A 16,443-nucleotide genomic window follows, 5' to 3' on the forward strand; every position below is an offset into this window, starting at 1 on the left:
ACCAATCCGTAGCAACCTCGTCAGTGTCAGCGCAGGCACGGGTGTCGTCAGTCCTCTGGTCGGTGGTTCATGTCCTCGGCCGCTCGGGCCGGTCTGCGACACCGCGCGGTTGCGCGCGAGCCGCTACGAGCATCATGGTAATGCGACGCTCATTCCGGGCAGCGACTACCAGCGTCGTGCCGCCCTCACCCGGTCATCTCCGGTTGTCGCAAACCCCATCGAACACAGTACGCGTGTGCCGACGCTCGACCGGTCCGGGTGTCGCCCACGCAGGGCGAACGGTTCGAGCGGTCAGGGAACGAGGACACGCTCAGCACACCCCTCAGCACACCCGCAGCGCCGTCAACCGCCATCGACTCGCGCCGTACACCGCGCACGCGGCGATGGCGAAGGCGCGGTCGCCGCGCTGATATCTGCCGAAGATCTCGGCGGTCGTCGAGTCGGCCATGCGCACCTTGACCGCCACGAGTGACGCCGTTCCCAATGCCCGCCCTGGCAGCGCGACCGTGCTGAGTGTGTGTACCGCGGCGGCCACCTGCGGCGCCGCCACCGCCCGCAGCTGCGCGGCGGGCCTGCGCCCGTCGAGCACCTCGAGCACGACTCGCAGCGAACCCTCCGCGAATCGAATTGCCTCCGAACCTGTTTCACGGTCGGTACCGTACGATGTAAGGCGCTGGTCGGAGCCGGGGGACCGGCCGCGACAGCCAGCGGACGAGAGGCCGTTTCGCAGGACGGGAACGCCGTGCGGGCGCGGGTTGTCCAGGCGCGGGCGATGGCATGGCAAAGTCGCCCGAGTGCGGGCATGCCGCTCCCGTGCGACCGTCGTCACCAGCTCCAACGGCGGTTCGGAATGTGGCGCGAGTGAAAGCGATGGTCGTCGGCTGTTCATCGTGAATCCCCCTGTCGTCGAATCGAGGTCCCCCGAGCTCGAGTGCCGATATTTTTCCATAGCCAATCCGAATAACCAAGCCGAACGGCCGTTTCGGCGAAAAATCGACAACCGGCCGCCGAATCTTCCTGGCGGCAGGACAATAGCGACACCTCACCAATCCTCCCGCAAATACCTCGCCACCCCCTCGACCTAGGAGCATCGGACCGCGTGATCACGAGACTGACGCCGCAGGACACGGCGTTCTTTCGGCTCGAGTCGAGCACCAACCCGATGCATATCGGCTCTCTCGCGATCGTCCGCAATGTCGACCCCGCTACCGGTTCGCTGGCGCCGATCCTGGATTACGAGCGACTGATCGATCTGGTCGAGCGCAGGCTCGCACTGGTGCCGAGGTATCGGCGCAGGGTGCGCGAGATCCCGATGGCCCTCGGCCGCCCGGTGTGGGTGGACGACAGTCGTTTCGACATCACCTACCACGTGCGCCGCTCCGCGCTGCCCAATCCCGGCACCGACGCCCAACTGCACGATCTCGTCGCCCGCCTGACCTCACGTCCACTCGATCTCGAACGACCGCTGTGGGAGATGTATCTGATCGAGGGCCTCTCCGGTGGCCGCTGCGCGATCTTCACCAAGACCCACGTCGCGCTGGTCGACGGCGACACCGCCCTGGAAATCGGGCACGTGATCCTCGACCAGGGACCGACCCCGCGCGCGATGGCCGACGACTCCTGGATCCCGCCGCGCGAACCCAACGAGACCGAGCTGGTGGTCGGCGCGCTGAGCCAGCTCGCGACCCAACCGCGCGAGGCGCTGGAGGCGTTTCGCGGTGGTGGCGCGTTCTCGGTTCTGGGGGCGGCGGGCAAGGCGGTGGACTCGGCGGTGTCGGCGGTACGCGCGGCGGCCAGCAGCGCACCGGACAGCCCGCTGAACGTGCGGACGACCTCGCGCAACCGTCGCTTCGATGTGGCGCGCACCGAGCTCGCCGACTACCGCACCGTCCGCAAGCGGTTCGACTGCTCGACCAACGATGTGATTCTCGCGGTGGTCACCGGGGCTTTACGCAACTGGTTGCTCTCGCGCGGCGAGGCGCTGACCGAATCGGCGACCTTGCGCGCGGTGGTGCCGATGTCGGTATACGCGGAGGGCACGAACGCGGATCTGCTGAATCCCGCGGGCCAGATCTCGTCGTTTCTGCTCGATCTTCCGGTGGGCGAACCGAATCCGGTGATGCGCCTGTCCCATATCGCACACGCCACGGCGGCGAATGCCGCACAGCGGCGCGGCGTGCGCGCGCCCACGCTGGTCCATCTGGCCGGTTTCGCTCCGGCGAGCCTGCATGCGATGAGCGTGCGTGCGGCGAGTACGTTCGCAGACAACACGTTCAATCTGGTGATCACCAACGCGCCGGGTCCGCAGACGCCGATGTTCATCGGCGGCGCGCGGATGCTGGAGATGTATCCGGTATCGCCACTGCTGCGCAATCAGGCGTCCGGCATCGCGATCACGTCCTACGACGGACGCGTCTGCTACGGACTCAACGCCGACCGCGACGCGATGGCCGATGTCGGCGTACTTGCCGCGGCGGTGCGCGATTCCATGGAGGAGATGCTCGGTGCCTGTGTCTGAGCGCGGCGGGTCCGATGGACAGAAGATGCGGGTGTACGTGCCCGCGACGGTGGCGATGCTGCGTGCGTTGGTGACCGACCGCGAGATCAGGGCGCTCAGCGGCACCGCGTTCGCGGTCACGCCCGCACTACGCGAGGCCTACTCCTCCGGGGACGACGAGGAATTGGCCGAAGTAGCCCTCGGCGAGGCGGCACGCGCGTCGTTGCGGCTGATCGCCGGCGAGGGCACCGAGGGGGCGGAGGCAGGCGACGCGCCGATCTACCGCCGCGCGGTGATCGCCGCGGATGTCGTCGGCGCGAAATTGCGCTCGGATCTGGACGACGCGGTGGTGCGGCTGGCCGGGCCGATCGAATACGCCAGGATCGCCTCGGCGCACGTCGATCTGGCCGAGGCCGAACCGGCCGTGGCCAAGGCCGTCGAGGTGATCGATGCCGCCGATCTCGGCGACCCGGACGCCGAGTTCGTGCTCGGTGACGCCGAGGATCATCAGCTGGCCTGGTACGCCGCACAGGAGTTGCCGTTCCTGCTCGACCTGCTCTGACCGGGCGAAAATCGACCGTAACCAACGTTATCCCGGCTCACTCGTCCGGCTAACCTACGATGGCGTAACCTTGGCGTCGGTGGCGCACAGCCGCATCCGACAACGAGGAGACGAACGGCAGCGATGAGCTCGATCAGCGGGGGTTTTTCCGTGCGGAGCGTCCGGGAATGGCTCGAGGCACCGGCCGCGAGCGTCGCCGAACGCGGTGGCAAGTTGAACGTACTGCGCGGCGCGGTGGCCAGGGTGACGACGCCGCTGCTGCCCGACGATTACCTGCATTTGGCCAACCCACTCTGGTCGGCACGCGAACTGCGTGGACGCATCGTCGACGTGCGCAAGGAGACCGTCGATTCCGCGACACTGGTCATCCAGCCGGGATGGGGATTCGACTTCAAATACCAACCGGGCCAATACATCGGCATCGGCGTATTGATCGAGGGCCGCTGGCACTGGCGTTCGTACTCGCTGACCTGCCCGCCGAACTGGTCGGACCACGGGCACGGCGGCAAGCGCGTGATCTCCATCGCCGTGAAGGCGATGCCGGAGGGCTTCCTGTCCAGCCACCTGGTCAGCGGCGAGGTGCCGGTCGGCACCATTGTCCGGCTCGCGGCGCCGCAGGGTGGCTTCGTGCTGCCCTATCCGCCGCCGGAGAAGGTTCTGTTCCTCACCGCGGGCAGCGGAATCACACCGGTCATGTCGATGCTGCGCGCGATGGACCGGCGCGACCTGGTGACCGACGTGACGCACGTGCATTCCGCGCGCACCGCCGAGGACGTGATGTTCGGCCCCGAGCTGCGCGACCTGCACGACCGCCATCCCGGATTCACCTCGCGCCTGCACCTGACCGCGGCGAACGGCAAGTTCGCGCTGGCCGACCTGGACACCGAGTTCCCCGACTGGCGCGAGCGCGACACCTGGGCGTGCGGCCCGATCGGCATGCTCGACGAGATCGAACGGCACTGGCGCGACGCGGGTCTGAGCGACCGGCTGCACGTGGAGCGGTTCGAGATCGAGCGGTCCGCCGCGGGCGAGGGCGGCACGGTGACCTTCGCCAAGACCGGCAAGACCGCGCAGGTCGACGGCGCGACCAGCCTGTTGGAGGCGGGCGAGGCCGCGGGTGTGCAGATGCCCTTCGGCTGCCGGATGGGGATCTGCCAAACCTGTGTGGTGACGCTGAATTCCGGCCACGTGCGCGATCTGCGCAATGGCGATGAGCACCGCGAGGGCGACAAGATCCAGACCTGCATCTCGGTCGCCGCGGGCGACTGCGCTGTCGAGGTCTAGGCCCACGGGTACTCTGGAGTAACCCCGCGCACGAAAGGACCTCGCCCGGTGGCTATCACCGATATCAAGGCGTTCACGCACCTCACGGCGGGTGACGTCGAGACGCTCGGCCAGGAACTCGACTCGGTTCGACGTGAGATCGAAACCTCGCGCGGCGAGCGCGACGCCACCTACATCCGGCGCACCATCGCGGCGCAGCGTGCCCTCGAACTCTCCGGGCGCGCGGTGCTTTTCGGCAGCCGCAATCGGTGGGCTTGGCTCACCGGTACGGCCTTGCTTTCGGTGGCGAAGATCATCGAGAACATGGAACTCGGACACAACATCAGCCACGGTCAGTGGGACTGGATGAACGACCCCGAGATCCATTCGAGCACCTGGGAATGGGACATGACGGGCCCGTCGGCGCATTGGCGGCGGGCACACAACTACTCCCACCACCTGTACACCAATGTGCTCGGCAAGGACGAGGACCTCGGCTTCGGCATTCTGCGGATGACCCGCGACGAAGCGTGGCGACCGTTGCACCTGGTGCAACCGTTGGCGAATGTCTTGCTGGCGGCCACCTTCGAGTGGGGCATCGCCATGCACGATTGGAGCATCGAGAAGCAGCTGTCGGGTGTGCCGCGATGGGAGCTGGCCTCGCAGCCGAACCGGGAGTTCGCGCGCAAGATCGTGCGTCAGGTGACGAAGGATTATCTCCTGTATCCCGCGCTGACCGGCCCCGCGTTCAAGCAGACCCTGAAGGCGAACGCGACTGCGAATCTGGTGCGCAACCTGTGGACCTACGCGGTGATCTTCTGCGGCCACTTCCCGGACGGTGCCGAGAAATTCACCGAGGATCAGCTGGCCGAGGAGACCGCGGGTGAGTGGTACCTGCGCCAGATGCTCGGTAGCGCGAACATCAAGGCCGGGCCGGTGATGGCGTTCATGACCGGCAGCCTGTGCTACCAAATCGAGCACCATCTGTTCCCCGACCTGCCGAGCAACCGGTACGCACAGATAGCTGAGCGTGTGCGGGAACTTTGTGAAAAGTACGACCTGCCCTACACCACGGGGTCTTTGGGCAAGCAGTATCTGCTGGCCTTCCGCACGATTCACAAGCTCGCATTGCCCGATCGGTTTTTGACCGCGACCGCGGACAACGCGCCGGAGACGTCGTCGGAACGGAAATTCGCGGGCATCACGCTGCCGGCATTACCGAGTTCGGAAGCGGTGCAAGCGCTGCGGATCGACCCGATCACCGGGCAGCGGCGCGGTCTGCGCTCGGCATTGCGCGAAGCCAAGGTGGTGTTGCGGGAGAAGGCGCGCCAAGAGAAGGCCGCGCTGCGCGAGGCGCGACGGTCCCTGCGCGAGCGAGCCCGCCAGGAGCGCGCGCTGCGCAAGCGGAACCCGGTGCGCGAGAGCGCGTTCGCCCAGCGCTGAGGTCGCGATTTATAGCAGTCCACAAGCATGATCGCAATGGGTTGTTTGCCACACATTCGCCGCCGACCACGTAACCTACGGTCTCGTAACTTACGGTACTGTAGCCGCCATGGCCATCTCGGATGTCAAGGAATACGCACACCTCACCGAGGCCGACGTGGAAGCACTCGGCGTCGAGTTCGACGCGATCCGGCGGGATATCGAATCCTCGCGCGGCGCGCAGGACGCGCAGTACATCCGCAATGTCATCCGTTTTCAGCGAGCACTCGAGATCAGCGGGCGCGCGGTACTATTCGCGAGCTTCCTTCCCCCGGCCTGGTTCGCGGGCGTTGCCCTGCTCAGCACCTCCAAGATCATCGAGAACATGGAGATCGGGCACAACGTCATGCACGGCCAGTGGGACTGGATGAACGACCCCGAAATCCACTCCAGCTCATGGGAATGGGACAACGCGGGCGCTGCCAAGCACTGGAAGCACACCCACAACTACCTGCACCACAAGTACACCAACGTCCTCGGCATGGACGACGACATCGGCTACGGTCTGCTGCGCGTGACGCGCGACCAGCGCTGGAAGCCGTTCAACCTCGGTAACCCCGCCTACAACCTGGTACTGCAACTGCTGTTCGAATACGGCGTCGCCATCCAGCATCTGGAGCTCGGCAAGCTGGCCGCGGGCAGGTACAAGCCCGGCACCCCCGAGCGCGCCGAGTTCGATATCAAGCGCGACCACGCGCTGGCCAAGATGGGCAAGCAGGTCGTCAAGGACTACGTGGTCTTCCCCGCGCTCACCGGTCCCGCCTTCGTCTCGACGCTGACCGCGAATCTGGCCGCCAACGCGATCCGCAATGTGTGGACCAACGCGGTGATCTTCTGCGGCCACTTCCCCGACGGCGCGGAGAAGTTCACCAAGGACGACATCGACAACGAGACCAAGGGCCAGTGGTACCTGCGCCAAATGCTCGGTAGCGCCAACATCTCCGGCGGCTGGCTGACCCACTTCATGACCGGAAACCTCAGCCACCAGATCGAGCACCACCTGTTCCCCGACCTGCCGAGCAATCGGTACGCTGATGTCGCGGTGCGGGTGCGCGAGCTGTGCGACAAGTACGACCTGCCCTACACCACCGGTTCCCTGCCGGTGCAGTACTTCAAGGCGTGGCGGACCATCGCGAAGCTTTCGCTGCCCAACAAGTATCTGCGTGCCACCGCCGACGATGCCCCGGAGACCGCTTCGGAACGGAAGTTCGGCGGCAACACCGATGCCAGCATCGACCCGATCACCGGCAAGCGCCGTGGGTTGCGCACCGCGCTGGCCGCGGGACGCCGTCGCATCAACCGCTCGATTCCCGCGTCGTTGCAGCGCGCCTGAACTTCATCGAGGCCGCCCCGGCTCCGTGCGTGCGCACGTGGTTTCGTACCTGCATGGGTACCTTCCGCGAGATGAGCGTGCACGAGGCGATCCGGACTCGGCGTGACGTGCGCGCCGAGTTCACCGGGGAGGTCCTCGATGACGCGACGCTGTGGCGTCTGCTCGAGGCCGCCCACCGCGCGCCGAGTGTCGGCAATTCGCAACCGTGGGATTTCGTTGTGGTCCGTGAGCCCGCCACCCTCACGCGGTTCGCCGAGCACGTCGCGGGAAAACGACGGGATTTCGGCGCGGCACTGCCACCGGAACGCGCGGCGACCTTCGCGCCGATCAAGATCGAAGGCATCACCGAGAGCGGCACCGGCGTCGTGGTCACCTACGACCACGATCGCGGCGGTCCGCACGTGCTCGGTCGCGTCACCGTCCCCGAAACCGGGGTCTACTCCGCGGTGCTCGCGATCCAAAACCTGTGGCTGACCGCGACCGCGCAGGAGATCGGCGTCGGGTGGGTGTCGTTCTACGATCCCGAGTTCCTGGCCGAGTTGGTCGCGTTGCCCGAGGGCATCCGACCGGTCGCCTGGTTGTGCGTGGGTCCCGTACGTGAATTCCAGCGGGTACCCGACCTCGAACGCTTCGGCTGGCGCGGGGCACGACCACTCGCCGACGCGGTGCACCGGGAACGCTTCCGCCGCTGAACCGAGATTCACCAAGCCGACCCCCGCTGAACCGCCCCCCGCTGACCGACAACGCCGCTGAACCGACAACGCCGCGGGCACCCGGCGAACGCCGAATGCCCGCGGCGAGCACGCTATTCGTCGACTATGCGAGCCGGATCAGGCCGTAGTCGAAGGCGTGACGGCGGTAGACCACCGAGGGACGGTCGGTCTCCTTGTCGTGGAAAAGGAAGAAATCGTGCCCGACGAGTTCCATCTGGTACAGCGCGTCATCGACCGCCATCGGGACCGCCGAGTGCACCTTGGTGCGGGCGATATGGCCGGGCCCGGCCGGGTAATCGTCGACGATCTCCGCCGAGTAGTCCGCGTCCGCATCGCCATCGGTTCGGTCATATCCGTCCGGGAGCGCGAACAGGGAGTCGTCCACCAACTCCGCGGTCGCCTCGGCCACCGACATGGGGGTCTTGTCACCGTAGTGCACCCTGCGACGGTCCTTCGTGCGCCGCAGCCTGCTCTCCAGCTTCGCGGTCACCGACTCCAGTGCGGCATAGAAACTATCGGCGCACGCCTCGGCCCGCACAATGGGACCCTTTCCGCGCGCGGTGATCTCGACGCGCTGGCAGCTCTTGCGCTGACGCCGATTGCGCTCATGGAACAGCTCGACGTCGAACAGGTAGATCGCCGGATCGAAGCGTTCGAGCCGAGAGAGTTTGTCCGCCACATAGGTTCGGAAATGATCAGGAACCTCGACATTGCGACCCTTCACCACGACGTCGGCACGAGACGCTCTGGCTCGATCCGCGGTGGATTGCTCGGTCGTCTCCTCGGCACGGTCCTCCGTCGACGCGGGGTCCAGCAGCGAAGAATCAGCATCGTGCACTGAAGGTCGTGAAGTCGTCACGTGTGCCTCCCGAATAATGGCCGCACGAAAGAGGGTCGTGCGGCGGGATTGAGCCGTGCCGAGACGCCTTCGCCCGGCACGTTGTCGTCCGAAGCGCCACCTCCAAAACTGCCGGTTCCGGTGTGTATTCGCGACCGTAGTACGACATCGGATGGTCCGCCACTGTTCATGCGAATTTTGACGAACTCACACCGCGCAAATCACCAAAACCCCGCTCACCGCCAGTCCGGCGCGGGTGAGCGCGCCGACCGACTCGGCGGCGGTCGCCCCGGTCGTCAGCACATCGTCGATCAGCACGATCTCGGCGTTCGCGGCAGCCTGGTGACCGGAATACACCCGAGGGTCGAGCCTCACCCGCCCGCGCAGATTGCGCGCACGCTCGGCCGAATTCAATCCGACCGAGTCGCGCACGCCCCGCGAGAGCGACAAAATCGGTGCCACCCGGCAATTCGCCAGCGATCGACCAGCCGCGCTCGCCGCCCGCAGCACCGGATCACCCCCTCTGCGCCGCGCTGCCGCCCGACGACTCGGTGCGGGCACCAACACCAGCAGACGCCCCTCGGTGCGCAACAGGGCGAGTCCACGGGCCATCGCCGCTCCGAGCGGCACCACCAGATCGCGGCGTCCGCGCTCCTTGACGGCGAGCACCGCGCGTCTGCCCGGCCCTCGGTACCCGCCGAGCGCCCAACACGCGACGCCGGGGTCGGTGCGCGGCCGGACCCGGATCGGGGCCAGCGCGAGCGCGGCGGCGCACTCGTCACACCACGGGGTACCCGTGCGCCCGCAGCCGCCGCACATCGCGGGCAACACGAGATCCAGCAGGGTTCGCGCGACACGGCTTCGCATGCAAGCAGTCTGCCAACCCACCCCGACAGACTTCGACAAAAGACTGCCGCGCAGTGCTTTTCACACCTCAGCCGGGTAAGACCGGCACCGCGTTCGAACCCAGCCCCGGCACCTCACGCCAATAGCTCTCGCCGCCCTCGGGGTTGCTGGTCAACTCCAGTACGGCACGCGAATCCGCGACGTACTGGTGATCGGGCGAGGCGCTGACCGTCCGCACCGGCGCGGTCAAATTCCTGCTGGTCTGCGGAGTCGGCTGCGAGCCGTCCAACGACACCGCCGAGACCGGGTCCACATTGCCCTCCCTGGCGATGAGCAACGTGTCCGAGCCGAACCAGGACACCGAGACCGCGGGCGTGGACAACCCGACCCCCACCGGGACCGGGGAGGCCAACGCGAACTTGCCGTCCGCCTGGCGGATCACCACCGCGACATAGACTTTACCGTCGGCGATCACGGCGGCCCGCACCCCGCTGCGCGACACCCTGACCTCGGTGATCGGGGTGCGCGCAAGGACACCCGACGATCCATCCAACAGGCCGGAAGTGTCGACATCCTGCACGGACACCGTTCCGGTGCGGTCGAGGACGGCGCGGATCACCCGCTGACCGTCGATCACCGCCCAAGCGGCGGAATTGTCGCCGCTCCACGACGGTCTGCTGATGGTCGAGCCCTGATCGACCGGGAACGCGCTACCACCGTAGGTGCCGATCATCAGCGTGCGCTGCGGCTGCGGTTCCGGCCGCCCGGCATTCGCGACGGCGGCGACCAATTTGCCGTCCGGCGACAGAGCCGCGGATTCCAGATTGTTCACGGCGCCGAAATAGCCCGAGGGGTTGGTCGGGCCGTTGTCGCCCACCTCCACCAATCCGCCGCCGCGCAGGGCGTGCAACCCGATTCGGTTCTGCGCGACCGACGTCGGGCCGAACGGCGCGACGTCACCGATCGACCACCCGGTATCGGCGAACCGTTGCGCGAGTGGCTTCCCATCGGCCAGGAGTTGATAGGGGCCGAGAATATCGGCACCCGACAGCGTGAACAGCACCTGCGCGGCAAGCAGGTCCTTGTCGTGCGGCGGCAAGTTCGCGACGCCGCCGAGGTCGATCCGCACACCACCGAGGCCGACCCCCACGCCGTTGGGGTCGCCGTTGAACTTGGTGATCTGGCCGCGCACCTCGACCGGCGCAGCCAATTCGTTGCGCACGACGGGTGCGAGCGCGGACTGCGGACCGGCGGCGAGCATGTCCAACAATCGCTGCGCCAGATCGGCTTTGGGTGCGGAAACCCACCGCAGGTCCGGCACGACGGTGGAGCCGGAGGGGTCGGTGAAGTAGAGCGGATAGCGCTGATAGAACTTCGCGAAGGCGGCGGAATCCATCAGCACGCCGTCGGCGATCTGGTCGATGCGCCATTCGCCCCCGATCTTCGTCATCTCGATCTTGTCTTCGACGATGTCGTCGCTGGCGCGGTAGCCGCCGTCGGCGGCCAACTCCCCGACCTTGCGCGCCCTGATCCGGTAGGTCGCGTGGTCGGCGGTGCGCGATTCACGCAGCGTGTCCGGTTTGTCCACGATCGTTGTGCTGGTCGCGTCGTCCCATTGCGAGGCGGTCTCGGGCGCCAAATATTGGCGAGCGGCCGCGTGTCGATCGGCCGGGTCGGCGGTGGCCTGGAGAAAATCGTGCAGCAACAGGTCGGGGTCGCGACCGAGGGCCGGCGCGGGCGGCCCCTCGACGCTGGGTTCGTGTTCGATCGTGCCCACCGCTTGCGGCGCGGAGGAGTCCGGCAGACTGGCGCACCCGGTGAGCAGCACGAGTACCGCGACGGCTGCCGCACCGAATGCGGTCAGCCGCTGCACTGCGACAGCACGGGCACGCATCGTCATGTCTCGGTATCCCCTGGTTCGCTCGGCGCGTCCGCACTTTTCCCGGTCGGCGGTGTCCTCGGGTCCGCGGGCACCTCGGTGGCGGCCGACGCCTCGGTGTCAGCGGAGGGCCCCGAGCCCTCGCTCGCCGACGTACCCCGCGCGGAGTCCGACGCGAGTGTAGATAGCTCCGCCGTCTCGGAACCCGTCGCGGAATCGGCGGGGTGCGCGGCGCTGCCCGTGATCTCGACGACCGTCGCGCCGCTGCCGGACACGACGCTGGCGCCGATATCGACCGATTCCGCCTCCTCGGTGGCGGGCCGCGCCGCCGATGTCTGCTGCGTGGCATCGTCCCCGTCCGCGCCGTCGCCGTCGGCGGGTGCGACAGGGCGCTGTACCGCGCGCAGCGACCTGCGCACCGGCTCCAACGACAACGGGCTCCTGCCGAGCTTCTTGCCGCGAACCAATGGCAGCGTCAGCCGGAAGCTGGCGCCCGCACCGGCCTCTCCCCACGCCTCCAATTTGCCTTCGTGCAGGTTCGCGTCCTCGACACTGATCGAAAGACCGAGGCCGGTACCACCGGACCGACGCATCCGCGACGGGTCCGAACGCCAGAACCGGTTGAAGACCAACTTCTCCTCGCCCGGCCGCAGACCGACACCCTGATCGCGCACCACCACCGCGACCGCATTGGCGTCGGCGTCGCCGCGCATCCTGATCAGCACCGGTTTGCCCTCGCTGTGATCGATCGCGTTGGCCAACAGATTGCGCAGCACCCGTTCCACCCTGCGCGGATCGACCTCGGCGACCAGCGGATCGTCCGGCAGGTCGATGATCACCTCCACCGCGGCGTCCTTGGCGAGGTGGCGCACGGTGGAAATGGCCGCCCGCGCGCACATCCGCACATCCAGCGACTCCACCTGCAATTCCGCGACACCCGCGTCGTGGCGGCTGATCTCGAGCAGATCGTTGAGCAGGCTCTCGAACCGGTCCAGTTCGTTGACCAAGAGTTCGGCGCTGCGCCCGAGCGCGGGATCGAGTTCGTCGCTGCTGCCGTAGATCAGGTCGGCCGCCATCCGCACGGTGGTCAGCGGTGTGCGCAACTCATGGCTGACATCGGAGGTGAATCGACGTTGCAGATTGCCGAATTCCTCCAGCTGCGTGATCTGGTTGGACAGACTCTCGGCCATCTCGTTGAACGCCTGCGCCAACCTGGCCATGTCGTCTTCGCCGCGCACCAGCATGCGTTCGCGCAACCTACCGTCGGCGAATCGGCCGGCGATCCGCGCCGCCGACCGAATCGGCAACACCACCTGCCTGGTGACCAGCGCGGAGATCGCCGCGAGCAATACCAGCAGCACCACGGCGCCGATCAGCATCGTGCCGCGCATCAGCGAAAGGCTGCGTTCTTCGTTGGACAACGGGAAGATCAGGTAGATCTCCAGCGTGGGCACCGCGGCACTCGGACTGCCGATGATCAGCGCCCTGCCATCATGACCGTCGGGGTCGGAAACGGTGGCGAACTGGTAGCTGACCTGATTGCGTTGCACGAACCGGCGCAGTCCCTCGGGAATCTCCTGCATCGGTCCCGCCAGGATCTGCTGCTGCGGTGTGCCACCGATGATGCTCAGCGCCGAATCGAAACTGCCTGCGGCGCCGGTGGATCGGCCGGTGCCACCCCGCGCGGACAGCGCGTCGCGGGCGTCGGCGAGGCGCTGCTGCTGTGTCCCGAGGTCGTGCGCGCCCGCCAACTCGTCCTGCACGGTGTTTCGTGCGCGGTCCATCTCCTCGACGGCCGCATCGATTTTGGCGTCGACGAGCCGACTGGTGATCTGGCTGGTGAGCACGACGCCGAGAATCGTGATCACGATCAACGACAGCGTCAATGTCGAGACGATGACGCGTAATTGCAGCGAACGGCGCCACAGATGACCGAGGGCGATGCCGGAGGCCTGAGCCCAACCGATGGTGGGCGCCAAGACGCCCCGCAACCGTGCGAGCACGCCACGGGTGTGCGAGTCGCGCAAACTTACCGCCCCCGGGTCGCGCGAAAGCGCAGGATCACGGCGGTCCGGCCTTGTACCCGACTCCGCGCACGGTCAGCACGATCTCCGGATTCTCCGGGTCCTTCTCGACCTTCGCGCGCAACCGCTGCACGTGCACGTTCACCAGCCTGGTGTCGGCGGCATGCCGGTAGCCCCAGACCTGTTCGAGCAGCACCTCGCGGGTGAACACCTGGCGCGGCTTGCGGGCAAGCGCGACGAGCAGGTCGAATTCCAACGGGGTGAGCGAGATCTGCGCACCGCTGCGGCTGACCTTGTGTGCGGGCACGTCGATCTCGACGTCCGCGATGGACAGCAGTTCGGCGGGCTCGTCCTCGGTCCTGCGCAGCCGTGCGCGCACACGGGCGACGAGCTCTTTGGGTTTGAACGGCTTGACGATGTAGTCGTCGGCGCCGGATTCCAGACCGAGCACGACGTCGACCGTGTCGGTCTTGGCCGTCAGCATCACGATCGGAACCCCGGAGTCGGCGCGCAGCACGCGGCATACGTCGATGCCGTTCATGCCGGGCAGCATCAAGTCCAGCAGGACAAGATCGGGACGGATCTCACGAACGGTCGAGAGCGCTTGCGTGCCGTCGCCGACCACATGGGGGTCGAATCCTTCACCGCGCAAGACGATCGTGAGCATCTCCGCGAGCGCCATATCGTCGTCGACGACGAGAATCTTCGGCTTCATAATTATATGTTGTCATCTCCCAGGCCAGGATCGGTCCGCCACGCCAACACTCATGCGAACCTGCGGCACATCCAACCCTATCGGCTAAGGGTTTTCGTGATTGTCTCGGCCAACCCGATGGCATCGTCATCGGATCGGTATCTCCACCACGGGCTGTACCACTCGCGGTCGGCCAGCTGCTGATACAGCGCGCCGGTACGGTATTGCAGCCCTGCGTCGCGCTCGTAGGAATCCAGGGCGCGGGTGCTGTCGAGTTCGGCTCTGCGCCGGGCCCGCTCGGCCGCCACCTCGACCGGGATGTCGAGCAGCAGCTGGATTCGCGGTACCGGTAGCGCGAATCGTTCGAATTCCAATTCGCCGACCCACCGCACGATTTCACCGTCGGCGTCCTGCCCCGAGCGCGCGGCCGAGTAGGCGGCACTGGAGGCGACGTAACGGTCGAGCAGGACAATATCGTTGTCGGCCAACAGTTTCGAGAGCTCGTCGCGAGCACCGGAACGGTCGAGCGCGAACAGCACCGCCATCCCCGAGATCGATTCGGCGAGGTCGCCGTGCGCGCCACGCAGGGCCTCGGCCGCGAGGTCGGCGTGCACCGACCGGCCGTAGCGCGGAAAAGCGAGGGTCGCCACCTGCGCTCCGCGTGCGCGAAGCTCGGTGGCGACCCCGTCGATCACTGTGCGCTTACCCGCGCCGTCGACGCCCTCCACCGCGATCAGCTGACCCATGCGCAGGAGGGTACCCGCGTACTGCGCGGACGATCGGTGCGCCGGCAACGGGACACGAGTGTCCGGCTCAGTACCGGTAGTGCTCCGGCTTGTAAGGCCCATCGACATCGACGCCGATGTATTCGGCCTGATCCTTGCTGAGCTTGGTCAGCGTGCCACCGAGGGCCTCGACGTGGATCTTGGCGACCTTCTCGTCGAGGTGCTTGGGCAGGCGATAGACCTCGTTGTCGTACTCGTCGGGCTTGGTCCACAGCTCGATCTGCGCGATCACCTGGTTGGAGAAGCTGTTGGACATCACGAACGACGGGTGCCCGGTGGCGTTGCCCAGATTGAGCAGACGACCCTCCGAGAGCACGATGATCGAGTTGCCCGACTCCTTGAACGTCCACAGATCGACCTGCGGCTTGATCGTCAAACGCGCGGCACCCGAACGCTCGAGGCCCGCGATGTCGATCTCGTTGTCGAAGTGCCCGATATTGCCGAGGATGGCCTGGTCCTTCATCGCCTTCATGTGCTCGAGGGTGATGATGTCCTTGTTCCCCGTCGAGGTGATCACGATGTCGGCGGCGCCGATGGCCTGCTCGGTGGTGACGACGTCGAAGCCGTCCATCAGAGCCTGCAACGCGTTGATCGGGTCGATCTCGGTGACCTGCACCCGCGCGCCCTGCCCGGCAAGCGATTCCGCACAGCCCTTGCCGACATCACCGTAACCACAGATCAGCACCTTCTTACCGCCGATCAGCACATCGGTGCCGCGGTTGATGCCGTCGATCAGCGAGTGGCGAGTGCCGTACTTGTTGTCGAACTTCGACTTGGTGACCGAGTCGTTGACATTGATCGCCGGGAACACCAACTCCCCCGCCGCCGCGAACTGGTAGAGCCGCAGCACACCGGTCGTGGTCTCCTCGGTGACACCCCGCACCGAATCCGCGACCTCGCTCCACTTGCTCTTGTCGGATTCGAACCGCGCACGCAGCAGCTTCAGGAACACCTTGTACTCGGCGGGGTGCTCGTCTTCCTCGGGCGGCACCACGCCGGCCTTCTCGAACTGCGCACCGCGCAGCACGAGCATGGTCGCGTCGCCACCGTCGTCGAGGATCATGTTCGCCGGCTCGTTCGGCCAGGTGAGCATCTGCTCGGCCGCCCACCAATACTCCTCGAGCGACTCCCCTTTCCACGCGAACACCGGGACACCCTTGGGCTCCTCGACCGTGCCGTGCGGGCCAACGACCACCGCGGCGGCGGCGTGATCCTGGGTGGAGAAGATATTGCAGGAAGCCCAGCGAACCTCGGCCCCCAACGAGACCAGGGTCTCGATCAGCACGGCGGTCTGCACGGTCATGTGCAGCGAACCGGAAATACGCGCGCCCTGCAACGGAGCCACCTCCGCGTACTCACGGCGCAGCTCCATCAAACCCGGCATCTCGTGTTCGGCGAGCCGGATCTCGTTGCGGCCGAATTCGGCCAGCGAGAGGTCGGCCACCTTGTAGTCGATGCCATTACGGACATCAGCGGTCAAGGACACATCTGCGGGACGTTCTGAGGTCGTCATCAGCCTCTCCTGTT

The 16,443-nt window shown here is 66.7% G+C and carries 14 protein-coding genes; 6 read left to right on the forward strand and 8 right to left on the reverse strand.

Annotated features, from left to right (window positions below; all coding sequences use genetic code 11):
• Positions 1–322 precede the first annotated feature (322 nt).
• Positions 323–949 (reverse strand): Rv3235 family protein, encoded by a 627-nt coding sequence (locus ABEA50_RS00335; RefSeq protein ID WP_345492912.1) that lies wholly within the window; start codon positions 947–949, stop codon positions 323–325.
• Between the two features lie 150 nt (positions 950–1,099).
• On the opposite strand from ABEA50_RS00335, the gene ABEA50_RS00340 reads away from it, so the two are divergent.
• The 6 genes from ABEA50_RS00340 (at position 1,100) to bluB (ending at position 7,829) form a co-directional block, all read left to right on the forward strand.
• Positions 1,100–2,518, forward strand: a complete 1,419-nt coding sequence (locus ABEA50_RS00340; RefSeq protein WP_345492913.1) for a WS/DGAT/MGAT family O-acyltransferase — start codon at positions 1,100–1,102, stop codon at positions 2,516–2,518.
• Positions 2,519–2,543: 25 nt separating this feature from the next.
• A complete protein-coding gene (locus tag ABEA50_RS00345; RefSeq protein WP_345494588.1) occupies positions 2,544–3,059 on the forward strand; it encodes a DUF6912 family protein in 516 nt (171 codons plus the stop codon).
• A 123-nt stretch (positions 3,060–3,182) separates the two neighbouring features.
• On the forward strand, positions 3,183–4,343 hold the full coding sequence (locus ABEA50_RS00350; protein ID WP_345492914.1) for a ferredoxin reductase: 1,161 nt from the start codon (positions 3,183–3,185) through the stop codon (positions 4,341–4,343).
• Between the two features lie 48 nt (positions 4,344–4,391).
• Positions 4,392–5,765 (forward strand): fatty acid desaturase family protein, encoded by a 1,374-nt coding sequence (locus tag ABEA50_RS00355; RefSeq protein WP_345492915.1) that lies wholly within the window; start codon positions 4,392–4,394, stop codon positions 5,763–5,765.
• 109 nt (positions 5,766–5,874) lie between these two features.
• A complete protein-coding gene (locus ABEA50_RS00360; RefSeq protein ID WP_345492916.1) occupies positions 5,875–7,137 on the forward strand; it encodes a fatty acid desaturase family protein in 1,263 nt (420 codons plus the stop codon).
• A 71-nt stretch (positions 7,138–7,208) separates the two neighbouring features.
• Positions 7,209–7,829 (forward strand): 5,6-dimethylbenzimidazole synthase, encoded by a 621-nt coding sequence (gene bluB / locus ABEA50_RS00365; protein WP_345492917.1) that lies wholly within the window; start codon positions 7,209–7,211, stop codon positions 7,827–7,829.
• A 124-nt stretch (positions 7,830–7,953) separates the two neighbouring features.
• Here bluB and hpf read toward each other — a convergent pair whose 3' ends face one another.
• The 7 genes from hpf to ahcY all read right to left on the reverse strand — a co-directional run bounded on the left by hpf (position 7,954) and on the right by ahcY (position 16,429).
• The gene (gene hpf, locus ABEA50_RS00370) at positions 7,954–8,577 is read right to left on the reverse strand and encodes a ribosome hibernation-promoting factor, HPF/YfiA family (protein WP_425577555.1); all 624 of its coding nucleotides are present in this window, start codon (positions 8,575–8,577) and stop codon (positions 7,954–7,956) included.
• A gap of 318 nt (positions 8,578–8,895) precedes the next feature.
• Positions 8,896–9,555, reverse strand: coding sequence for a ComF family protein (locus ABEA50_RS00375; protein WP_345492918.1), 660 nt, complete (start codon positions 9,553–9,555; stop codon positions 8,896–8,898).
• Positions 9,556–9,622: 67 nt separating this feature from the next.
• Positions 9,623–11,434, reverse strand: a complete 1,812-nt coding sequence (gene lpqB, locus ABEA50_RS00380; RefSeq protein ID WP_345492919.1) for an MtrAB system accessory lipoprotein LpqB — start codon at positions 11,432–11,434, stop codon at positions 9,623–9,625.
• Complete coding sequence (mtrB, locus tag ABEA50_RS00385; protein ID WP_425577556.1) at positions 11,431–13,404, reverse strand: MtrAB system histidine kinase MtrB; 1,974 nt, start codon at positions 13,402–13,404, stop codon at positions 11,431–11,433. The genes lpqB and mtrB overlap by 4 nt, the downstream gene beginning before the upstream one ends.
• A 70-nt stretch (positions 13,405–13,474) precedes the next feature.
• Positions 13,475–14,152: an MtrAB system response regulator MtrA gene (gene mtrA, locus ABEA50_RS00390; protein ID WP_345492920.1), complete on the reverse strand. Its 678-nt coding sequence runs from the start codon at positions 14,150–14,152 to the stop codon at positions 13,475–13,477.
• A 77-nt stretch (positions 14,153–14,229) separates the two neighbouring features.
• A complete protein-coding gene (locus tag ABEA50_RS00395; protein ID WP_345492921.1) occupies positions 14,230–14,877 on the reverse strand; it encodes a dTMP kinase in 648 nt (215 codons plus the stop codon).
• 67 nt (positions 14,878–14,944) lie between these two features.
• Positions 14,945–16,429 carry an adenosylhomocysteinase gene (gene ahcY, locus ABEA50_RS00400; protein ID WP_345492922.1) on the reverse strand — a complete coding sequence of 495 codons (1,485 nt, stop codon included), beginning with the start codon at positions 16,427–16,429 and terminating at the stop codon, positions 14,945–14,947.
• Positions 16,430–16,443: the final 14 nt, after the last annotated feature.

It is taken from the genome of Nocardia callitridis (assembly GCF_039543305.1).
Lineage (GTDB): Bacteria > Actinomycetota > Actinomycetes > Mycobacteriales > Mycobacteriaceae > Nocardia > Nocardia callitridis.

Excerpts from the sequence above, each read along its gene's own strand:
- ABEA50_RS00345 (WP_345494588.1), top strand. The coding sequence starts at position 2,544 with ATGCGGGTGTACGTGCCCGCGACGGTGGCGATGCTGCGTGCGTTGGTG.
- bluB (WP_345492917.1), top strand. The coding sequence starts at position 7,209 with ATGAGCGTGCACGAGGCGATCCGGACTCGGCGTGACGTGCGCGCCGAG.
- lpqB (WP_345492919.1), bottom strand. The coding sequence starts at position 11,434 with ATGACGATGCGTGCCCGTGCTGTCGCAGTGCAGCGGCTGACCGCATTC.
- ahcY (WP_345492922.1), bottom strand. The coding sequence starts at position 16,429 with ATGACGACCTCAGAACGTCCCGCAGATGTGTCCTTGACCGCTGATGTC.
- ABEA50_RS00350 (WP_345492914.1), top strand. The coding sequence starts at position 3,183 with ATGAGCTCGATCAGCGGGGGTTTTTCCGTGCGGAGCGTCCGGGAATGG.
- mtrA (WP_345492920.1), bottom strand. The coding sequence starts at position 14,152 with ATGAAGCCGAAGATTCTCGTCGTCGACGACGATATGGCGCTCGCGGAG.
- ABEA50_RS00375 (WP_345492918.1), bottom strand. The coding sequence starts at position 9,555 with ATGCGAAGCCGTGTCGCGCGAACCCTGCTGGATCTCGTGTTGCCCGCG.
- ABEA50_RS00335 (WP_345492912.1), bottom strand. The coding sequence starts at position 949 with ATGGAAAAATATCGGCACTCGAGCTCGGGGGACCTCGATTCGACGACA.
- ABEA50_RS00395 (WP_345492921.1), bottom strand. The coding sequence starts at position 14,877 with ATGGGTCAGCTGATCGCGGTGGAGGGCGTCGACGGCGCGGGTAAGCGC.
- ABEA50_RS00360 (WP_345492916.1), top strand. The coding sequence starts at position 5,875 with ATGGCCATCTCGGATGTCAAGGAATACGCACACCTCACCGAGGCCGAC.